The sequence below is a fragment of the Streptomyces sp. NPDC033180 genome (assembly GCF_055577645.1).
This window is the reverse complement of the sequence record NZ_JBVIPU010000002.1, coordinates 182,497-198,296: the sequence shown is the minus strand read 5'-3', so window position 1 is coordinate 198,296 and position 15,800 is coordinate 182,497. Positions and strand designations below refer to the sequence as shown.

The window sequence follows — 15,800 nt, the reverse complement described above, 5'->3', positions numbered from 1 at the left end:
AACCCGCCTGGCCTTGGGCCGCCCGCCGGTGGCATGATCTGCGGGATGCCCCCCTCCCTTCAGATCGGCCCGTACACCGTCATCGCGCTCGCCGACGGCGCGGGCCCCTTCTTCTCTCCCCGAGCGGAGGCGTTCCCCGGCGCCACCACCGAGGGGTGGGCTGCGGCCGACCGGCTCGATCCCGGCGCGCTCGGCGCCGACGGGCGCTGGCGGCTCCAGTTCCGCGCGTTCGCGATCCGCGGTGACCAGGGCGTGACGCTGGTCGACGCGGGGATCGGGCCGGCCGACAGCCCGGCGGCCTCGTGGGCACCCGTGCCCGGGGCGCTCCCGGCTTCGCTGGCCGCCGCGGGTATCGAACTATCCGAAGTGGACACCGTGGTGCTCACGCACCTCCACACCGATCACGTGGGCTGGGCCGTCGTCGGTGGCGAGCAGGCGCGACCGTTCTTCCCGAACGCCGAATACCTGTTGCAGCAGGCCGAGTTGGATGCGATCGAGGAGGTCAACCCGCAGCTGCGCTGCACTGTGATCGACCCGGTCCAAAAGGCCGGTCAGCTGCGGCTGCTCGACGGCGACACCCCGCTGCGCGCCGGCGAGCGCGTGATTGCCACGCCCGGTCACACACCCGGGCATCAGAGCGTGCTCATCGCGTCCGGGCGCGAGCAGGTCGCCGTCACCGGTGACCTGCTCGTGCACGCGATCCAGCTGCTCCACCCCGAACTCGCCTATGCCCACGAGATGGACCCTGAGCAGGCAAGGGCGTCAAGGGAACAGGTGCTCCTCAACCGGACCGCCGACACCCTCTACCTCGCGACCCCGCACCTGACCGAGCCGTTCATCGCCCGTTGACCCACCCGGCCCGGCATACTGTCGAAGCATTCAGAGCATGATGAGCAGGCGGGTCTTCGGCTTGAGTTTCCTGTTCACCGAACGACTCTGTACGTAGACCTCCAGTTTGGGGTTGTTACCCGCCTTCACCGAAACGGTCCCCTGGATTCCCGACCCGAACAGAAGACTGCGCGCCGCGTCGCCCGTATAAGCGCGGTCGGTGTCCTTCTCGACCACGATGACTTCCTTGTTCGGCTGCACCTGAGCTCGGGTGCCCAATTGGTAGTAACAGGAACCGCGTTCGTAAGCCACACCGGGATGCGAATCGACGAAGGGGCGGATCTCGACTTCCTTGTCGACCTTCAGAAGGCGGTACTTGTCGGCTGCGATCGGTTCGAGATTCGCCCGCACTTCGTCGATCGATATGTCCTGGCCGACGGCGAAGAGGTTCTTCGTGCCGCGTACGCCCTTCTCGCGGGCCCGGAGGAAGCTGGTGGCGGCGGCACGCACCGTACCGATGGCCTCCTCGACGCCCTCCTGGGAGTCCGCGTCCCAGATGGCTATGTTGCCTGCCGGGAAGCCGTAGTTCTGCGCGGTGCGCTTGGCCAGGGAGTTCGGCACGAGGATGGCGGAAGTCCAGTGGCCCGGGAGCCCGCCCATCGTCGCCGCGATCTTGTCGAGCCAGGGGCCGAGGATCGTCATGTCGCCGTCGTGCCGCCGGTCGCCGCCGGACGCGTTCTCCTCGCCGTCCGTCACCACGATCTGGAGGAAGCTGTGCTCGCCGTATTCCTCCCAGATGTGTCCCAGGTCGTCCAGAGACTTCAGTGAGGCTTCGATGAGGGCCGTAGCTCCATTGTTGACTTGGTAGAGCCCACGCATGGAGGGGAGATGCTTCACATCCATGTCCCAGACGAGATTCTCCACCCTGTGGTCGAAGGAGTAGAGGCTGATGCGGGTTTCGTGACCGAGGCTGTCCGACTCGGCTTTCAAACCCGCCACGAACTCGTCCACGACACGGATCAGTTGACTTTGGTGCGGACGCATGGAACCCGAACTGTCCACTACCAGCGCGACGTGATTCACCTTGTGCTGAATCCTGTTGGCGGACATGTTTCTGCTCCTTCTCCAAGGCTGCTGCCCGAGCTGCTTCCCGAGTGATTTCCACTCTATGGGGAGGCACTGACAACGGCCTTGACGCACCATCACCGGCCGCCGCACCCTTGCTCCCGACCGTCGACCTCTCGACCGTCGACCTTCTCGAACGGAGCCGACATGGAGTATCCGGATCTCTCCGCACTGCCCGTGGAGCTACAGGAGGTCGTGGCCGAGTACGGCTCGCTCAACGTCTTCCGGATGCTGATGCACTCGCCGTCCCTGGCACCGGGCGTACTGACGCTCGGCGACGCGGTCCTGCAGCGGAACTCGCTGCCGGACACCCTGCGCGAACTCGCCATCGTGCGGGTCGGCCGTGTCTACGGAGCGGCCTACGAGGTGCACCACCACGAGAGGATCGCTCGGGCCGTCGGGCTGGGGGAGGACGCGCTCGCTGCCGCCGAGACCGGCTCGGCCGTGGAACTCTCCGGCCCCGAAACGGCCGTCCTGGCCGCCACGGACCGATTGCTCGCCCGGCACACCCTCGACGAGGCCACGCGTGAAGAACTGCTGGCGTTCCTGACGGTGAACCAGCTCGCGGACCTCGTCATCACCGTGGGCTTCTACCAACTCGTCTGCGACTTCCTCAACACCTTCGAGGTGACGGTCGAGGGCGAGTAACGGTCATAGGCGTCACAGGCGGAGCGGCGGATTGTTGCGGATGGCCGAGCGGCGGGCCCACAGCGCGCAGCCGAGCAGCACGAGGCCGGCGAAGCAGTACACCCATGCGTTGGTGCTGCCCCTGGCCGCGCCGACGCCCCAGGCCAGCGACCAGACGGCGAGCAGGACGCACAGGGCGGTCCATGCCAGCGTCCACATCTGGTTGCGCGCTGCGAGGCGTTGCGGAGTACCTCGTTCCATCTCGCCGAGGTCGGGCGCGTCACGATGCTCATCATGAGTCGTCATACGTCACCGAGTGCCCCCGGCTCGGTGAGCGAACCAACCTCGCGCCGTACTCGAAGGGTTGGCGTCAGTCCCTGGGCTTACGGGCCTTCGTGGAGTTGTTGCGGCCGCCCCCACGCGGATGCCACAACCGCAGCCACACGTCGCGCGCGTGCCGCCCGGCTTCCGTGCGGCTGCGTGCCACCATCTCGCGGGCCTCGTCGTGCGTCTCGACCATGGGGCCGGAGCCGCGCAGCGGCCGGCCGGCCGTCTCGTGCAGGAAGAACGTCGAGACCAGGCCGATCGCTCCGGCCACCATCAGGTAGAAGGCCGGCACCAGGGTGTTGCCGGTCTTCTCGACCAGGAAGGAAGCGAGCAAGGGGGTGGTACCGCCGAAGAGGGAGACGGAGATGTTGTAGGCGATCGACAGCGCGCCGTATCGCAGACGCGTGGGGAACAAGGCAGGCAGTGTCGCCGCCGCCGTGCCGGCGAAGCAGACCAGAAGCAGGCCGAGGATGGCACACCCGAACGCGGGCAGCAGGATGCCGCCCTCGCGGATCAACAGGAACGCCGGGATGGCGAGTGCGATGAGTGCGATGCTGCCGCCCATGAACATCGGGCGTCTGCCCCACCGGTCGGAGCTGCGGCCCACTGTGGTGATGGCGAGTGCGACCAGGAGCATGGTGCCGAGCACCAGCAACTGAGCTGTCGTGTCGCTTTCGCCCAGGGTCACCGTCATGAACGTGGGGAGGTACGACGTCACCATGTAGTTGGTGACGTTGTAGAGCAGCACGAGACCCATACAGATCAGTACCGCCTGCCAGTGGCGGGTGAAGATCTCCTTGAGTCGTCCCTTGCCGGACTGGCGAGCCTGCTCGACGGGATCCTCCTCGCCGCTCTCGGGACCCGCCTCCCGCTCCGCCGCGGCGGAGGCCGCCTCCTGCTGGAAGGCGGGCGTCTCCTCCAGCTTCAGCCGCATGTACAGGCCGATGAGGCCGAGCGGACCGGCGATGAAGAAGGGGATGCGCCAGCCCCAGCTCTCCAGACCGTCGGTCCCGAGGGTCAGCGTAAGGACCGTCACCAGGCCCGAGCCCAGGGAGTAGCCCACGAAGGTCCCGAAGTCGAGCCAGCTGCCGAGGAAGCCGCGCCGCTGATCAGGGGCGTACTCGGCGATGTAGGTGGTGGCGCCAGCGTACTCGCCGCCCGTGGAGAAACCCTGGATCAGACGGCAAAGGAGGAGCAGCAACGGGGCGGCGAACCCGATGGAGGCGTACGAGGGCAGCAGACCGACGGCGAACGTGCTCGCGGCCATCATGATCATGGTGGCCGCGAGCACCTTCTGCCGGCCGATGCGGTCACCGAGCGGCCCGAACACGAGGCCGCCCAGCGGGCGGACGAGGAAGGCCGCGGCGAACGTGGCAAAGGTGGCGACGACCTGGGCCCCGGGCGAACTGGAGGGAAAGAAGACCTTCCCGATCGTGCCCGCCAAATAGGCGTAGACGCCGAAGTCGAACCACTCCATGGTGTTCCCCAGTGCGGCGGCCGTCACCGCGCGCCGCACCTTCGGGCGGTCCGAGACCATCACGTCCTCGGCACTGAGCGCCTTCTTCCGGCGACGCAGCAGCGTGCGCGCCATACGGTCGGTCTCCGACCGCGATGTGCGCGTCGATTCCGCCTCCGGCCCCCGGGGGCGCCGGGGCGTTCTGTGCGGAAGGCCTCTCACCATGAAGCTTTTCTCCTCCTGCCTGAGAAAAAGCTGTGTCGCCGCAAAATTAGGCTGACCAAGAGAGACCGGCAAACGCAGAGAAGACCGGCAGACGCGAAGAAGAACGGCAAACGCGGAGAATCGGCGGGATCAGACCGAGGTGGCCGCCTCGGTCCGGGCCCGGAGAGCCTCGCCCATGTTCTCCTCGCGCCAGCGGCGCAGCAGTTCATGGAAGGCGACGGCGCCGTGCGGGTAGGCCGTGGGACCGTTCGGGCGGCCGCGACCTTCGCCGTTGTAGTAGCCGGGGGTGCACTCGGCGTGGAACCACGCGTGGTCGGGGGCTCCCTGCGCACAGACGCCGACCCACGCGTCCTCCACCTCGGGGGAGGGCTCCACGACGGCGCCCTTCTCCTCCGCGGCGGCGACCAGGGCGGCGGCGTGCACGGCCTGCTCGTCCAGGATGTGCGTGAAGTTCACGCTGCCGGCGTTCTGCAGTGAGCCCATCCGGATCAGGTTCGGGAACCCGTTGCGGGTGAAACCGTGCAAAGTGCGCGGACCCCGCTGCTTCAGGGCGTGCAGGAGCTGGATGCCGTCGCGCCCGGACACGGGCAGTCTCCCGGAGGTGATGCCGGAGAGCCCCACGGAGAACCCGGTGGCGAACACCAGGCAGTCGACCTCGTACTCCACTTCGCCCACGACGACACCGCGCTCGGTCATGCGCTCGATGCCGTGGGTGTCGGCCGTGTCCACCAGGGTGACGTTGTCGCGGTTGAAGGCGGGCAGGTACGTGTCGGAGAAGGTGGGTCGCTTGCACGCGTACCGGTACCAGGGCGTGAGGGTCGCGGCGGTGGCGGCATCGGTGACTTCGGCGGCCACACGGCTCCGCCATGAACCTCGACGACATCGCGTTCGACGACGCGGGCAACCTGTACGTCAGCGACCTGCACGGCATGAAGCCGGGCAAGGCCGAGGGGCGCATCGTGCGTATCGACCGCGGGCGGACAGACCACTGTCCTGGCCGACGGGCTCGCCCACCCCAACGGGGTGATGTTCGACCCCGGGCTGCGCGGCTTGTGGATCAGCGAACTCGCCGAGAACACGGTCTCCTACCTGCTGCTCAACGACGACAAGACCGCCGTGACCTCCCAGCACGAGGCCCTTCACGTCGACGCGGGCGTGGCCCAGACCGACTCCATAGCCGTGGACGCCGACGGGAACCTCTACCAGGCGCTGCACGGCCGACCGGCCATGGCCGTCTACAGCCCCGACGGCGAACGGCTGGCCACCGTCGAAGTCCCCGTCATGGCCGCCAAGGGCCTGGAGTCGGCGACCAACGTCGCGATCACCCCGGGCGGCACGAAGGCCTACATGACCGTCAGCGGCCCCGACGGCGGGTACGTCTTCCGCTTCACCGCGCTCGGCGAAGGCGTCCGCCAGTCCAACGGCGGCTGAGCGTCACACGGCCACGGCCGTCCCGACGGGACGCATCGGCCCCACCTCGACGCCGAGCAGGCGCCAGGCCGCCAGAGCGCGCCGCTGCCGCTCGGCCGGAGTGGGGCCGGTGACTGCCCCGGAGACCATCGCGACAGCGAGCATGACGTCGTCGGCGGAGAGCCGATGGTCTGCGGGAAGGCAGCGGGAAAGGACGCTGTGGACGCGCGCGGCCAGCGCCCTGGCCTGCTCTCCGTCGCCCCGCGCGCCGCGGATGCGCAACAGGTCGACGAAAGCCGTCGACCGGGTCAGATGCCAGGTGACCACGCCCAGGACGCTCGCCAGGCTCGCGTCGGGTTCGTCCGCGGCTTGTTCGATCTGCTGGACGTTCTCGTCCAGGACGGCGGAAGCCAGCGCGACCCGGTCGGCGAAGTGCCAGTAGAGGCTGCCCTGCCCGACCCCGGGGCGACGCGCGACGGCCGAAAGCGGTGCGTCAAGCCCCTGCTCGGCGAACACTTCGCGGGCGGCTGCGATGAGGTCGGCGCGATTGCGTGCCGCGACCCGCCGCCCCTGGTTGGCCGGGCGCGGGCCTCGGGGGTCGGTTGGGTTCGTCACGCTCGAAGGGTAGTACGGCCACTTGGCGGGTCATGGAGTGGCGTGTTTGCGGGCTCGGTAGGCAGCTGCCTTCACGCGGTTGCCGCAGGCCTGCATGCCGCACCAGGTGCGGCGCGTGCCGCGGGAGCGGTCGAGGTACAGGCGGGTGCAGCTCGGGCGGCCACATTCCTTGAGGCAGGCGTCGGGATCGGCGAGCACGGTGATCGCGCGGCGGGCGATGTGCGTGAGCGCGGAGGCCAGATCTCCCGTCCGGAGGATGCCCGCGTCGCTGAGGTGGAGAGCGGGGGGTGGCCCGGCGGCGGCGTTGTTGAGGACATCCAGGCCGGCCGCCTCGTAACGGCGGCTTCGCATGCGGTCCAGGGCGAGCCGGTGGATGGCCTCGCGGAGTTGATGCGTGCGGGTGAGCGCCGCGCTGTCGGCGGTGACGTGGTCGGGAAGCTCGGCGCAGGCCGTGACCCACTGTTCGAGGGCGGTGGGGGTGGTCAGGAGGTCGCGGGGCCGGGCGCGGCGGCTTTCCACGGTGGCGACCAGGTCCAGGGCGGGGTTGCCGCTCACGAAGGCGAAGTGCACGTCACCATCTTGACCGGTGACGGATGGTGGAGCAACACTCGTCACCAGTTGAACCGGTGACGAGGCAGGGGAGTGGACGAATGTCCGGGACAGGTGACACCGAGGTCGAGGTGATCGTCTTCGATGTGCTGGGAACGATGGTCGACGAATCCGGCGGACTGCGTGCGGCCCTGGCGGAGGCGGTCTCCGCGTCAGGAGCCCGGTCGTCCGGCGGGGTGACTGTGGAGCGTCTGCTCGAGGTCTGGCGGGGGCATGTCGAGCGTGAGCAGCGGCGCATCGGGGCGGGGGACCGGGCGTACGCGAAGAGTGACGTCATCGACCGGGAGGCGGCCGAGCGCGTGGCCGGGTACGCCGGGCTGAGCGATCCGGTGGCCATCGGGCGGCTGGCCGGGGTATCGCAGCGCCTGCGGCCCTGGGGTGATTCCGTTGCCGGACTTGCGCGCCTCGCGGAGCGTTTTCCTGTGCTGGGGCTTTCTCATGCCAGTCGCGGGGTGCTCCTGCGGCTGAACGCGTACGCGGGCCTGCGCTGGCATCAGGCGTTGTCCGGCGAGGAGGCGGAGGCCTACAAGCCCATGCCGGAGGTGTACCGGCTCGCGACAGAGGCGGCGGGGTGTCCGGCCGAGCGAGTGCTGATGGTTGCCGCGCACGCGTGGGATCTGCGGGGAGCTCAGGCGGTGGGGATGCGAACGGCCTATGTCCAGCGGCCGGTGGGGGACCCGCCGAGGAGTACGGACACCTTCGATTGGCGGGTGGAGAGCCTGGATGAGCTGACGGCTGTGCTGAAGGCGGCGTAGAGGCGCGGGCGCGACCGGATGGACACGGGGTGTCGAGCTCTGGAGTGGTGACGGGTGGTCACATCGAGTGATCCACTGCAGACATCTCGACGTTCAACCTCAACCTCAGCTCTAGCTTTAGCTTGAGAGGCCCGGCCCTTCCAACGCCGAGGTGGAGGATGCAATGCTCGGCATGATCATCCCGAATCGCCCCACCGGAGACGACCACGCATGACTACGCCACCATCGATACCCGCAGCGGAGTGGACTGACGGATCATCCGTCCGGATCGGCGCTCTCGTTCCGCTCACTCGACCCGGCTGGGTCGAGGCAGGCCGGCATTTGCTCGCCGGGCTGGAGCTGGCCGTTCGCGAAGTCAATGACGCGGGCGGGATCGAGGGAGAGCCACTCGAGTTGGTCCTACGGGACACTGCGGCCGATCCGCACAGGGCTGAGGCTGCCGTGGACGAACTGGCCGGCCTGGGCGTGGCTGCCGTGGTGGGAGAGTATCACAGCGTCGTCGCTCGCGCCGCCGCCGGCAGGGCCGACGCCCTCGGCTTGCCGTACCTCTGTTCGTCGGCCGTTCTCGACGCGCTCACCGAGCAGCCGACACCCTGGGTCGCGCGCCTCTCCCCGCCGCAGTCCCGCGGCTGGCAGGTCTACGCGGACTTCCTCCTCGCCGCGGGTCACAGCCGCATCGCCGTGGCAGCCCAGCCGAGTGTCTACTGGGCATCCGGGACCCGCATTCTGCGGGACTGCCTCGCTCCACGCGGTGGCACCGTCCTCGAACTCGACATGAACACGCTCTCCCCCTCGGACGTGTGCGACGAACTCCTCGACAGTGGCGCGACAGCCCTCCTTCTGCTGGTCGGCCACCCGGAACCGGCCGTGCCGATCGTCAGGTCCGTCCGTCGCGACCAGCGCCTCGCCGAGGTCCTGATCGGCGCTCCGGCCGGACAACCGGAGTTCGCCGAATGGGCGCAGCTGCTGGGCGACGACGGCGCCGCGATCCCGTTCTTGCGCTACCTGCCCGAGAGTTTCGGCCCTCTCGGTACACGAGTCGGGACGAACCTCCGCCAACGGCTGGGCGAAGCACCCTCCTTCGTCGTCTACGAGGGTTACGACACTGTCGCCGTCCTCGCCGACGTTCTGCGTTCCCACGGCGCGGACAGGGCGGGCATCGCCGCATCCTGGCCGCGCGTCGCAGTCGAAGGCACCCGGGGGCGCATCGAGTTCTCCCGCACGCCGGGCATCGGCGTCTGGCAATGGCCCCGGACGCCGATCCAGGTCGTCGACCGAGATCCCGCGAAACCGGACCGCTTTCGGATTCTCCACGCCGACTGAACCAGGGCAGGGGGCCTGACACCTCGCCCGCTGACTGGAAATCGGGTCGGGAAACCGGGTAAGGACAGTCGAGGAGGTGATGTGTGATCAGGGCATGGCGATTGTGGCCCCACAGCCTCGCTCAGCCCGTCGACTCCGGTTCGCGCAACCGCGTCCGGGGGACCTGGGCTGGTACTGGCGGTTCGGTGCGGAGACGACGGCCGCGGCGGTCAGGACGCGGAGACGCGACGCCCGGGTTCTCACCGTCGGGCTGCTGGAGGGCCCCGGGCTGTTGCGGCTCACGATCGCGCCGGACGCTCAGCGGGACGAGGAGTTGGCGCGGCAGCTGGTCGAAGACGTGACCGAGCCGGAGCGCGGCGTACTGCCCGCGGGGAAGGCGAACATCGAGGCGCCGATGGACGCACGGGTCCAGGACTTGCGCAGCGGGCATCGTTCGACGGGGCGACGTTCACGGGCGGGCACTGGCACGCGACGTCGGCCGGAGCGCCGTACGCCGACGCCCGATGTCTGGTCGCGTACGACGAACAGGGCGACGCGGTGGCCGCGGTGACGGTGTGGTCGGCCGGACCGGGCAAGCCCGGGCTGCTCGAACCGATGGGCGTGCACAGGGAACATCGCGGTCACGGCTACGGCAGGGCGATCACTGTCGCCGCGGGTGGCCGCACTCCGGGAGATGGGCTCGTCGAGCGCGATCGTCAGCACGCCGAGTTCGCATGCCGGCGCCGTCGCCGTCGCCGCCTACAGGTCAGCAGGCTTCCAGCAACTCCCGGAGACCCGGGACCGATACCGTGACGCGTAGCCGCCGGGGCTACGCCCGAGAGGCAGCTGCCACATGCTCATCCTGCTGATGTACGGCGCCATGTTCGCCGTACCGCTCTGGTCCGTCGCGGTCGTGGTGAAGCTGATATCGGTCGTCCTCCCCGGGCGCCGACCGGACTGGCTCAGAGACCTGCTGCTGTGGGGCGCGGGCATGGGGGCCGCCGCAGCCGTCATCGTGTACGCGTACGGCATCGGCCTGGTCCAGGCGGACGCGAGCGAAGCCGAGTCCGGCGCGGGATCCTCTCCCGCCGTTCCCTGCCGCTCCCTCCCGCCCGGCACACTCGACCAACTCACCGGCCACGAACCGTCCTACTTCCCGCTGGGCTTCGATTGTCTGCTGGAGAGCGGCCGCGTAGTCGAGGCCGGCGGGCTCTACAGCTCGCTCAACGTCATGGCCGCCGCGTTCTCCCTGGTTGCCGTGCTGTTGCTGATCGCGGTGGGGATTGTGGACGAGTACCGGACGCGGACCGAGGGGAAGGCGGGGCGCGTGGAGGGTCCGCAGGAGACGCCCCAGGCCCTTCCCTGACGGCTCCGGAGCCGTCAGGGAAGGGCCTGGGATTCCGCGACGGGAACGCCGCCGTTCCAGGCGTTGAGGACGAGTTCGGTGGCCGAGCCGCCGGGAAGCAGCCGCTTGAGCAGGGCCTGCTCCCCAGTGCCGGTGATGGCCACCCAGTTGGCGACGGCGATGGCGCCGAGGCTGACGGCGGGCAGCGTGGTCACCTGGGCGTGCTCGGGGGAGTTGGACAGCCCCGCGTGGCCAGGCCGAGACCGAGCATCATGACCAACGTGGAGAGAACCGCCGCCATCAGGAGCAGTATGTTGTCCGGCTCGCCGGCGACCGCGGCGAGCACGGCGAGGATCGCGGTCACCTGGACCAGCGCGAGGACGGTGACCGGAAGTACCAGGCCGGAGAGGATGCCGGCGTCGCCCCCGGCGTGGACCGCAGCCGCGTGAGGAAGAGGGTCTGACGCCGCGAGGCCAGCGTGGTCACCGTGACCCGAACCCGGCACGAAGCAGCGCGCTATGCGCGGGAACACGACTGGTTGTAGCGGTCGGTGGTTTCGCCCACTTCGAGACGCGGCCAGTGCGAGAGGTCCCGTCGAAGCTGCCGGTCGTGCGTCGCGAGGACGACGGCGGCAGTGGTGGCACGCAGCGCCTCGGTCAACTCGTCGACCAGCGTCGACGACAGATGGTTCGTCGGCTCGTCGAGCAGGATCAGGCCGGGCCGCCCGGCCAGTGCCAGTGCCAGGTCGAGACGCCGTTGTTGGCCCTGTGACATCCGCCCGACCGGGGTGCGCATCGCCTCGGAGTCCAGCAGCCCGAGCGCCCCGAGCGGTACGGCGTCGGCGTCGCGGATCACCCCACCGGCCACCAGCCGTCCCACGCGACGGGCGTGCACCTCGCGGGCGGTGAGGTGGGGGTCCTGCCGGGCGGTCTCCTGGGTGACCTGGACGATCCGGGCGCCCTGCGCCGTCCGGACGTGCCCGTGCGTGGGCTGGAGGGCGCCGGAAAGCACCGCGAGCAGCGTGGACTTCCCGGCGCCGTTGGGTCCGGTGACAAGGAGCCGCTCGCCGCCGTCAAGAGTGAGGTCGACCGGCCCGCGAAGACGCCCGTCGACCGCGACGCCGTGCGCCCGCAGTTGTGGCACGCCCGGGCCGGACATCCAGGTCCGGCCACCGCACCATGGGCGGCGGCTGCGGCACATCGATCCGATGCGCCTCCAGGGCATCCTGCTGCCGCTTCAGGGCCTGTACGACGCCGGGTGCACGGGACTGGCGTTGGTGCTTGCCGGTGCCTTTGTCAGGTCGCCAGCCGGTGGAGAGACGGTCGCGAGCCGCCGACACGGAGTCCTGCAGCCGCCGGTGCTCGACCTGCTGTTCCTCGTGGTCCTGCTCCCAGCGCTCCCGCTCGCGACGCCGGGCGCTGCGCCATGCGTCGTAGCCGCCGGCGTACAGGCGCGGCTTCCCGTCGCGGGACGGGTCCAGGTCGAGGAACCGGTTCGCGACGTCGCGCAGCAAGGCCCGGTCGTGGCTGACGACAGCGAGGCCGCCGTCGTGCTCGCGCAGCCTGCGGGTCAGGAAATCCAGCCCGGCGGCATCGAGGTGGTTGGTCGGCTCGTCGAGCAGCAGGATGTCGTGCCGCGCGCCGAGCAGACACGCGAGGCGGACCCGGTAGCGCTGCCCGACCGACAGGGTCGACAGGGGCCGATCGCGGTCGGTGCACGCGCCGAGCGCCTCCAGGGCGACATCGACGCGGCGTACGGCGTCCCACGCGTCGAGCCGGGTTGCGGCGTCGAGCGCGGCGGCATAGCGGTCGTCGGCGGCGACGTCGCCCTCGGCCATGGCGAGGGTGGCCTCGTCCAGCGCGGAGAGGGCCGCGAGCGAAGCGGCCAGCGCCTGGGACGTCAGGGTGTTGACGGTCTCCCCGTCGCCCACCGACAGCTCTTGGCGGGCAAGGCCGATCGTCCCTGCCCGGTGCACGGCGCCCTCATCGGGCGTGAGCAGACCGGCCAGGACATGCAGCAGCGTCGTCTTGCCCCGGCCGTTCTCGCCCACGACGGCGATACGTGACCGGGCGGAGAGCGTGACCGAGACGTCGTTCAGGACGCGCCGGGACCCGCGGGTGACGCCCAGGCCCTGGGCGCGGACATGCGCACTGCCACCCGCCTCGACGGGCAGGGGCATGGCTTCGGGGGAAGGAGTGAGGTTCAACGGATGCTCCGCAGCTCGCAGTGGAGCCGGGCAGCAGGAAACGGCCGCCCGGCGGGAACCGGAACGGCGGCGAATTCAGCAGTCAGAAGGCGCCACCGTCAGCGGGCGGAGCGGACCTTCTGCGACCAGATACCTCGTGCCATGACGATCAGGCCAGCAGGAGCGCTGGTCCGTTCGGGGGACAGCGGGCGCGGTCACCCAGCGTGCGCATCCCGGCCGGAAGCAGCGGGCAACAGCACCGCGGAGTCCGGTTCCGACTGGGTGCCGAAGCCGCCGACGACGGCGAACCGGTCCAGATCGACGACGGCGATCCGATGAGTGCCCAACAGGGATACGTAAGCGAGTGGCCTGCCCGGATGGAGCGTCACCGCGGCGGGGGTTCCGTCGAGTCGAAGGGAACGGATGGGCCGCAGATCGGTTCCCCACAGGGCGAGGGTGTTGGCGACGATGTCCGTCACCAACAGCCGTTCGTCATCGAGCGTGTAGACCCGCAGCGGGTCTCCGCCCGTCTTCCTGGTCCGCCGCACCTTCATGGAACGGGCGTCCACGGCGACCAGTGAGGAACTCCTGCGAGCCCCGACGAACAGCGTCTTCTCGTCCCGGCTCAGACAGCTGCTCTCGGGCAGTTGACCGGGTGTGACCAGCACAGGCGGGACAGCGGCGTCGTGAGGGCGCACAAGGCTCACCGTGTGGGACAACAGGCCGGTGACATAGGCCCGTTCGCCGTCACGGCTGAGCGTGAACAAGTGGGTCTTCACCCCGCCGGTTGGCACCGCCCTGGTGGGTGCGAGGTCGGTGGACGGATCGTCGAAACCGAGCAGAACCGCCTTCTCCTCGCTCAGGGCGTACAGCCGGTCGTGATGGTCGATGCCCATGCCGTGGATGCGGTTGAAGGGCCGGGTGTCGATCGTCCGGGCCAGCGATCGCTCGGCGAGGTCGATGACGAAGACGGCGGCGCCGCCCTCGCCGACGGTGGAGGACATGCGCACGCCGTAGTGCCCGACGTAGGCGAATCGTCTGCGCGAGTCGACGACCATCTCATGGGGGTAGTCGGGCAGCCGGACAGTCTTCCGGCGCTGCCCCGACTCGACGTCGTAGAAGCTGACCGCGTGGCTGCTCTTCTCCACCACCATCAGTACGTCGGCCTCTGCCGCCCGGGAGGCGCCCGACGCGGGCGTGGACAGCCCGCTCGCCAACGTCCCCGCGCCCACTGCCTTGATCACTGCTCGACGCGTTGCCACAGTCCCGCACTCCGCTCTCTCGCCGGCCTGCCCTCGCCTTCGGCGAGGACGCTTCCCTCGCGCGCGAGCAAGAGCTTGCGTGAAGCGGGAGCGTCGCGTCCAGACGGCCCGTCCGGAATGCGCGGAGGTTTCGGCCAGCAGCTGTCGCCCGTGGGGCCGGAGCCTTGTGGCGTAGAAGAAATGCGCAGGGTCAGCCTGTTTTCGACTGCGTCAGGGGAGGACGGTAGGGGTAGGGCGTACCGACCGCGACGAGCTCCCCTCCACGGCCGGTGCAGTCCGACCATGGACGCCGGCGAAGCGGGAATGCGCCGGCGTCCATGGGCGCAGGGGGCGCGGGCCCGGCTTCATGCGCCGACACGCTGGTGATCAGACCAGAAGCGCTCGGCGCACGACCTCGTGGTCTGACATCCTGACGCGGTGCGCGTACTGATCGTTACGGCGGGAAGCTGGGGCGACGTCGCCCCCTTTACCGGACTGGGCGTGCGACTGCGCTCGGCGGGACACGAGGTGGTCCTCGCCACCCATGAACGCTTCGAGCAGGCGGTGACCGCCCACGGCCTCGGCTTCAGACCCCTGCCGGTCGACCCGCGGCAGGAACTGGCCTCGCAGGACGGCCAGGGCCTGGCCAGAGCGGTCAGTCCACCCGTGGCCATGGCGCGACTGATGCGTATGGCACGGGCGTTCATGCCCCGGCTGACGGCCGGTGTCGCCGACGCTGTGCGAGAAGGCGCCGATGTGGTGCTGAGCTCCACGGTCACCGACCCCATGTGCGCGGCACTCGGCGAGGCACTGAACCTGCCGAGCATCGGGGTCTACCTCCAGCCGGTCCACCCCACGGGCGCCTTCCCTCCGCTCATCAGCGGCGCCCGTTCCCTCGGAGCTCGCGGCAACCGCCTGGCCGCCCAGGCCCTGTGGCTCGGCAGCGACCCGATCTTCGCCCCCGCGGTCAGCGCCCTGCGCCGCGAACTGGGCCTGCCGCGCCAGAGATTCAGCGGTCCGCTGGGCCTTCCGCGCGGGCGCGGCGTCCTGCACGGCTTCAGCCCGCGGATCGTCCCCCGCCCCGTGGACTGGCCCTCGGGACACGAGGTGGGCGGCTACTGGTGGCCCCCGACCGCCTCCGACTGGCAGCCGGATCCGCGACTGGTGGGTTTCCTCGACGCAGGCCCGCCGCCTGTCTTCGCCGGCTTCGGCAGCTTCGTCACCGCCGACTCCCAGCGGCTGAGCACCCTGCTCGCGGACGCCCTGCGCCGCGCGAAGGTGCGCGGCATCATCCAGGCGGGCTGGAGCGGTCTGCACGCCGAGAACGACGACCTGATCACCGTCCAGGAAGTCCCCCACGCCTGGCTGTTCCCCAAGACCTCCGCCGTCATCCACCACGCGGGCGCCGGCACCACCGCGGCCGGACTGCGCGCCGGAACCCCCTCGGTTCCCGTCCCCGTCCAGCTGGACCAGAACTTCTGGGCCACTCGACTGCACACCCTGGGCCTTTCACCGCGCCCGGTGCGCTACCAGCGCCTGACCGCGGACCGTCTCTCCCAGGCGATCACCACAGCCGTCCACAGCCCGGTCCTGCGCGCCCGCGCCCGCGCCACCGCCGCAGTCCTCGCCCGGGAGGACGGCACCCGCCAGGTCCTCGAGGCCATCGAGCGTCTCGGCCGGCGGTGAGGACGGTGGACGATCGCGGGACTCGGGGCAGCCGGAAGCCGGGACCCTCCGGAGCGGGCCATGA

16 protein-coding genes and 3 pseudogenes are annotated in these 15,800 nt (G+C 69.9%); 8 read left to right on the top strand and 11 right to left on the bottom strand.

The features are described from left to right. Positions 1–45 precede the first annotated feature (45 nt). On the top strand, positions 46–849 hold the full coding sequence (locus ACZ5WE_RS07575; RefSeq protein WP_467684815.1) for an MBL fold metallo-hydrolase: 804 nt from the start codon (positions 46–48) through the stop codon (positions 847–849). A 30-nt stretch (positions 850–879) separates the two neighbouring features. Here ACZ5WE_RS07575 and ACZ5WE_RS07570 read toward each other — a convergent pair whose 3' ends face one another. Further along, positions 880–1,938 carry a vWA domain-containing protein gene (locus ACZ5WE_RS07570; protein ID WP_467684816.1) on the bottom strand — a complete coding sequence of 353 codons (1,059 nt, stop codon included), beginning with the start codon at positions 1,936–1,938 and terminating at the stop codon, positions 880–882. A gap of 162 nt (positions 1,939–2,100) precedes the next feature. On the opposite strand from ACZ5WE_RS07570, the gene ACZ5WE_RS07565 reads away from it, so the two are divergent. Continuing rightward, positions 2,101–2,601, top strand: coding sequence for a carboxymuconolactone decarboxylase family protein (locus ACZ5WE_RS07565; protein ID WP_467684818.1), 501 nt, complete (start codon positions 2,101–2,103; stop codon positions 2,599–2,601). 12 nt (positions 2,602–2,613) lie between these two features. Here the strand turns inward: ACZ5WE_RS07565 and ACZ5WE_RS07560 are convergent, their stop codons facing one another. The 3 genes and pseudogenes from ACZ5WE_RS07560 to ACZ5WE_RS07550 all read right to left on the bottom strand — a co-directional run. Continuing rightward, entirely contained in the window at positions 2,614–2,886 is a 273-nt protein-coding gene (locus tag ACZ5WE_RS07560) for a hypothetical protein (protein WP_467684820.1), read from the bottom strand. A gap of 64 nt (positions 2,887–2,950) precedes the next feature. Further along, positions 2,951–4,498, bottom strand: a complete 1,548-nt coding sequence (gene proP, locus ACZ5WE_RS07555) for a glycine betaine/L-proline transporter ProP (protein WP_467684822.1) — start codon at positions 4,496–4,498, stop codon at positions 2,951–2,953. Positions 4,499–4,717: 219 nt separating this feature from the next. Continuing rightward, positions 4,718–5,452 (bottom strand): annotated as a pseudogene (locus tag ACZ5WE_RS07550) (NAD(P)/FAD-dependent oxidoreductase); the annotation flags it as partial. Between ACZ5WE_RS07550 and ACZ5WE_RS07545 the strand changes: the two are divergent. Then, positions 5,446–6,019 (top strand): annotated as a pseudogene (locus ACZ5WE_RS07545) (SMP-30/gluconolactonase/LRE family protein); the annotation flags it as partial. The pseudogenes ACZ5WE_RS07550 and ACZ5WE_RS07545 overlap by 7 nt on opposite strands. A gap of 3 nt (positions 6,020–6,022) precedes the next feature. Here the strand turns inward: ACZ5WE_RS07545 and ACZ5WE_RS07540 are convergent. Both ACZ5WE_RS07540 and ACZ5WE_RS07535 read right to left on the bottom strand, forming a co-directional pair. Further along, positions 6,023–6,613 carry a TetR/AcrR family transcriptional regulator gene (locus ACZ5WE_RS07540; RefSeq protein ID WP_467684824.1) on the bottom strand — a complete coding sequence of 197 codons (591 nt, stop codon included), beginning with the start codon at positions 6,611–6,613 and terminating at the stop codon, positions 6,023–6,025. A 30-nt stretch (positions 6,614–6,643) separates the two neighbouring features. Next, a complete protein-coding gene (locus ACZ5WE_RS07535; RefSeq protein WP_467684826.1) occupies positions 6,644–7,183 on the bottom strand; it encodes a CGNR zinc finger domain-containing protein in 540 nt (179 codons plus the stop codon). 80 nt (positions 7,184–7,263) lie between these two features. Between ACZ5WE_RS07535 and ACZ5WE_RS07530 the strand changes: the two genes are divergently transcribed. From ACZ5WE_RS07530 to ACZ5WE_RS07515, 4 genes and pseudogenes are all read left to right on the top strand, one after another. Further along, positions 7,264–7,977 carry a haloacid dehalogenase type II gene (locus tag ACZ5WE_RS07530; protein WP_467684828.1) on the top strand — a complete coding sequence of 238 codons (714 nt, stop codon included), beginning with the start codon at positions 7,264–7,266 and terminating at the stop codon, positions 7,975–7,977. 210 nt (positions 7,978–8,187) lie between these two features. Then, the gene (locus ACZ5WE_RS07525) at positions 8,188–9,300 is read left to right on the top strand and encodes an ABC transporter substrate-binding protein (RefSeq protein WP_467684830.1); all 1,113 of its coding nucleotides are present in this window, start codon (positions 8,188–8,190) and stop codon (positions 9,298–9,300) included. Positions 9,301–9,394: 94 nt separating this feature from the next. Then, positions 9,395–10,099: pseudogene (locus ACZ5WE_RS07520) on the top strand (GNAT family N-acetyltransferase). Between the two features lie 33 nt (positions 10,100–10,132). After that, complete coding sequence (locus ACZ5WE_RS07515; RefSeq protein WP_467684832.1) at positions 10,133–10,645, top strand: hypothetical protein; 513 nt, start codon at positions 10,133–10,135, stop codon at positions 10,643–10,645. Between the two features lie 14 nt (positions 10,646–10,659). Here the strand turns inward: ACZ5WE_RS07515 and ACZ5WE_RS07510 are convergent, their stop codons facing one another. The 5 genes from ACZ5WE_RS07510 to ACZ5WE_RS07490 all read right to left on the bottom strand — a co-directional run bounded on the left by ACZ5WE_RS07510 (position 10,660) and on the right by ACZ5WE_RS07490 (position 14,071). Beyond that, a complete protein-coding gene (locus tag ACZ5WE_RS07510) occupies positions 10,660–10,839 on the bottom strand; it encodes a hypothetical protein (protein WP_467684834.1) in 180 nt (59 codons plus the stop codon). After that, on the bottom strand, positions 10,836–11,129 hold the full coding sequence (locus ACZ5WE_RS07505) for a hypothetical protein (protein WP_469157282.1): 294 nt from the start codon (positions 11,127–11,129) through the stop codon (positions 10,836–10,838). Before ACZ5WE_RS07505 ends, ACZ5WE_RS07510 begins: the two co-directional genes overlap by 4 nt. Positions 11,130–11,140: 11 nt before the next feature. Next, on the bottom strand, positions 11,141–11,767 hold the full coding sequence (locus ACZ5WE_RS07500) for an ABC transporter ATP-binding protein (protein WP_467684838.1): 627 nt from the start codon (positions 11,765–11,767) through the stop codon (positions 11,141–11,143). Further along, positions 11,697–12,830, bottom strand: coding sequence for an ATP-binding cassette domain-containing protein (locus ACZ5WE_RS07495; RefSeq protein ID WP_467684840.1), 1,134 nt, complete (start codon positions 12,828–12,830; stop codon positions 11,697–11,699). Before ACZ5WE_RS07495 ends, ACZ5WE_RS07500 begins: the two co-directional genes overlap by 71 nt. A gap of 194 nt (positions 12,831–13,024) precedes the next feature. Next, on the bottom strand, positions 13,025–14,071 hold the full coding sequence (locus ACZ5WE_RS07490) for a YncE family protein (RefSeq protein WP_467684842.1): 1,047 nt from the start codon (positions 14,069–14,071) through the stop codon (positions 13,025–13,027). A gap of 417 nt (positions 14,072–14,488) precedes the next feature. On the opposite strand from ACZ5WE_RS07490, the gene ACZ5WE_RS07485 reads away from it, so the two are divergent. Beyond that, on the top strand, positions 14,489–15,736 hold the full coding sequence (locus ACZ5WE_RS07485) for a glycosyltransferase (RefSeq protein ID WP_467684844.1): 1,248 nt from the start codon (positions 14,489–14,491) through the stop codon (positions 15,734–15,736). Positions 15,737–15,800: the final 64 nt, after the last annotated feature.

Bases quoted from the DNA above. Each gene is read 5' to 3' on its own strand.
- ACZ5WE_RS07575 (WP_467684815.1), top strand. From the start codon at position 46: ATGCCCCCCTCCCTTCAGATCGGCCCGTACACCGTCATCGCGCTCGCC.
- ACZ5WE_RS07570 (WP_467684816.1), bottom strand. From the start codon at position 1,938: ATGTCCGCCAACAGGATTCAGCACAAGGTGAATCACGTCGCGCTGGTA.
- ACZ5WE_RS07565 (WP_467684818.1), top strand. From the start codon at position 2,101: ATGGAGTATCCGGATCTCTCCGCACTGCCCGTGGAGCTACAGGAGGTC.
- ACZ5WE_RS07560 (WP_467684820.1), bottom strand. From the start codon at position 2,886: ATGACGACTCATGATGAGCATCGTGACGCGCCCGACCTCGGCGAGATG.
- proP (WP_467684822.1), bottom strand. From the start codon at position 4,498: ATGGCGCGCACGCTGCTGCGTCGCCGGAAGAAGGCGCTCAGTGCCGAG.
- ACZ5WE_RS07530 (WP_467684828.1), top strand. From the start codon at position 7,264: ATGTCCGGGACAGGTGACACCGAGGTCGAGGTGATCGTCTTCGATGTG.
- ACZ5WE_RS07525 (WP_467684830.1), top strand. From the start codon at position 8,188: ATGACTACGCCACCATCGATACCCGCAGCGGAGTGGACTGACGGATCA.
- ACZ5WE_RS07515 (WP_467684832.1), top strand. From the start codon at position 10,133: ATGCTCATCCTGCTGATGTACGGCGCCATGTTCGCCGTACCGCTCTGG.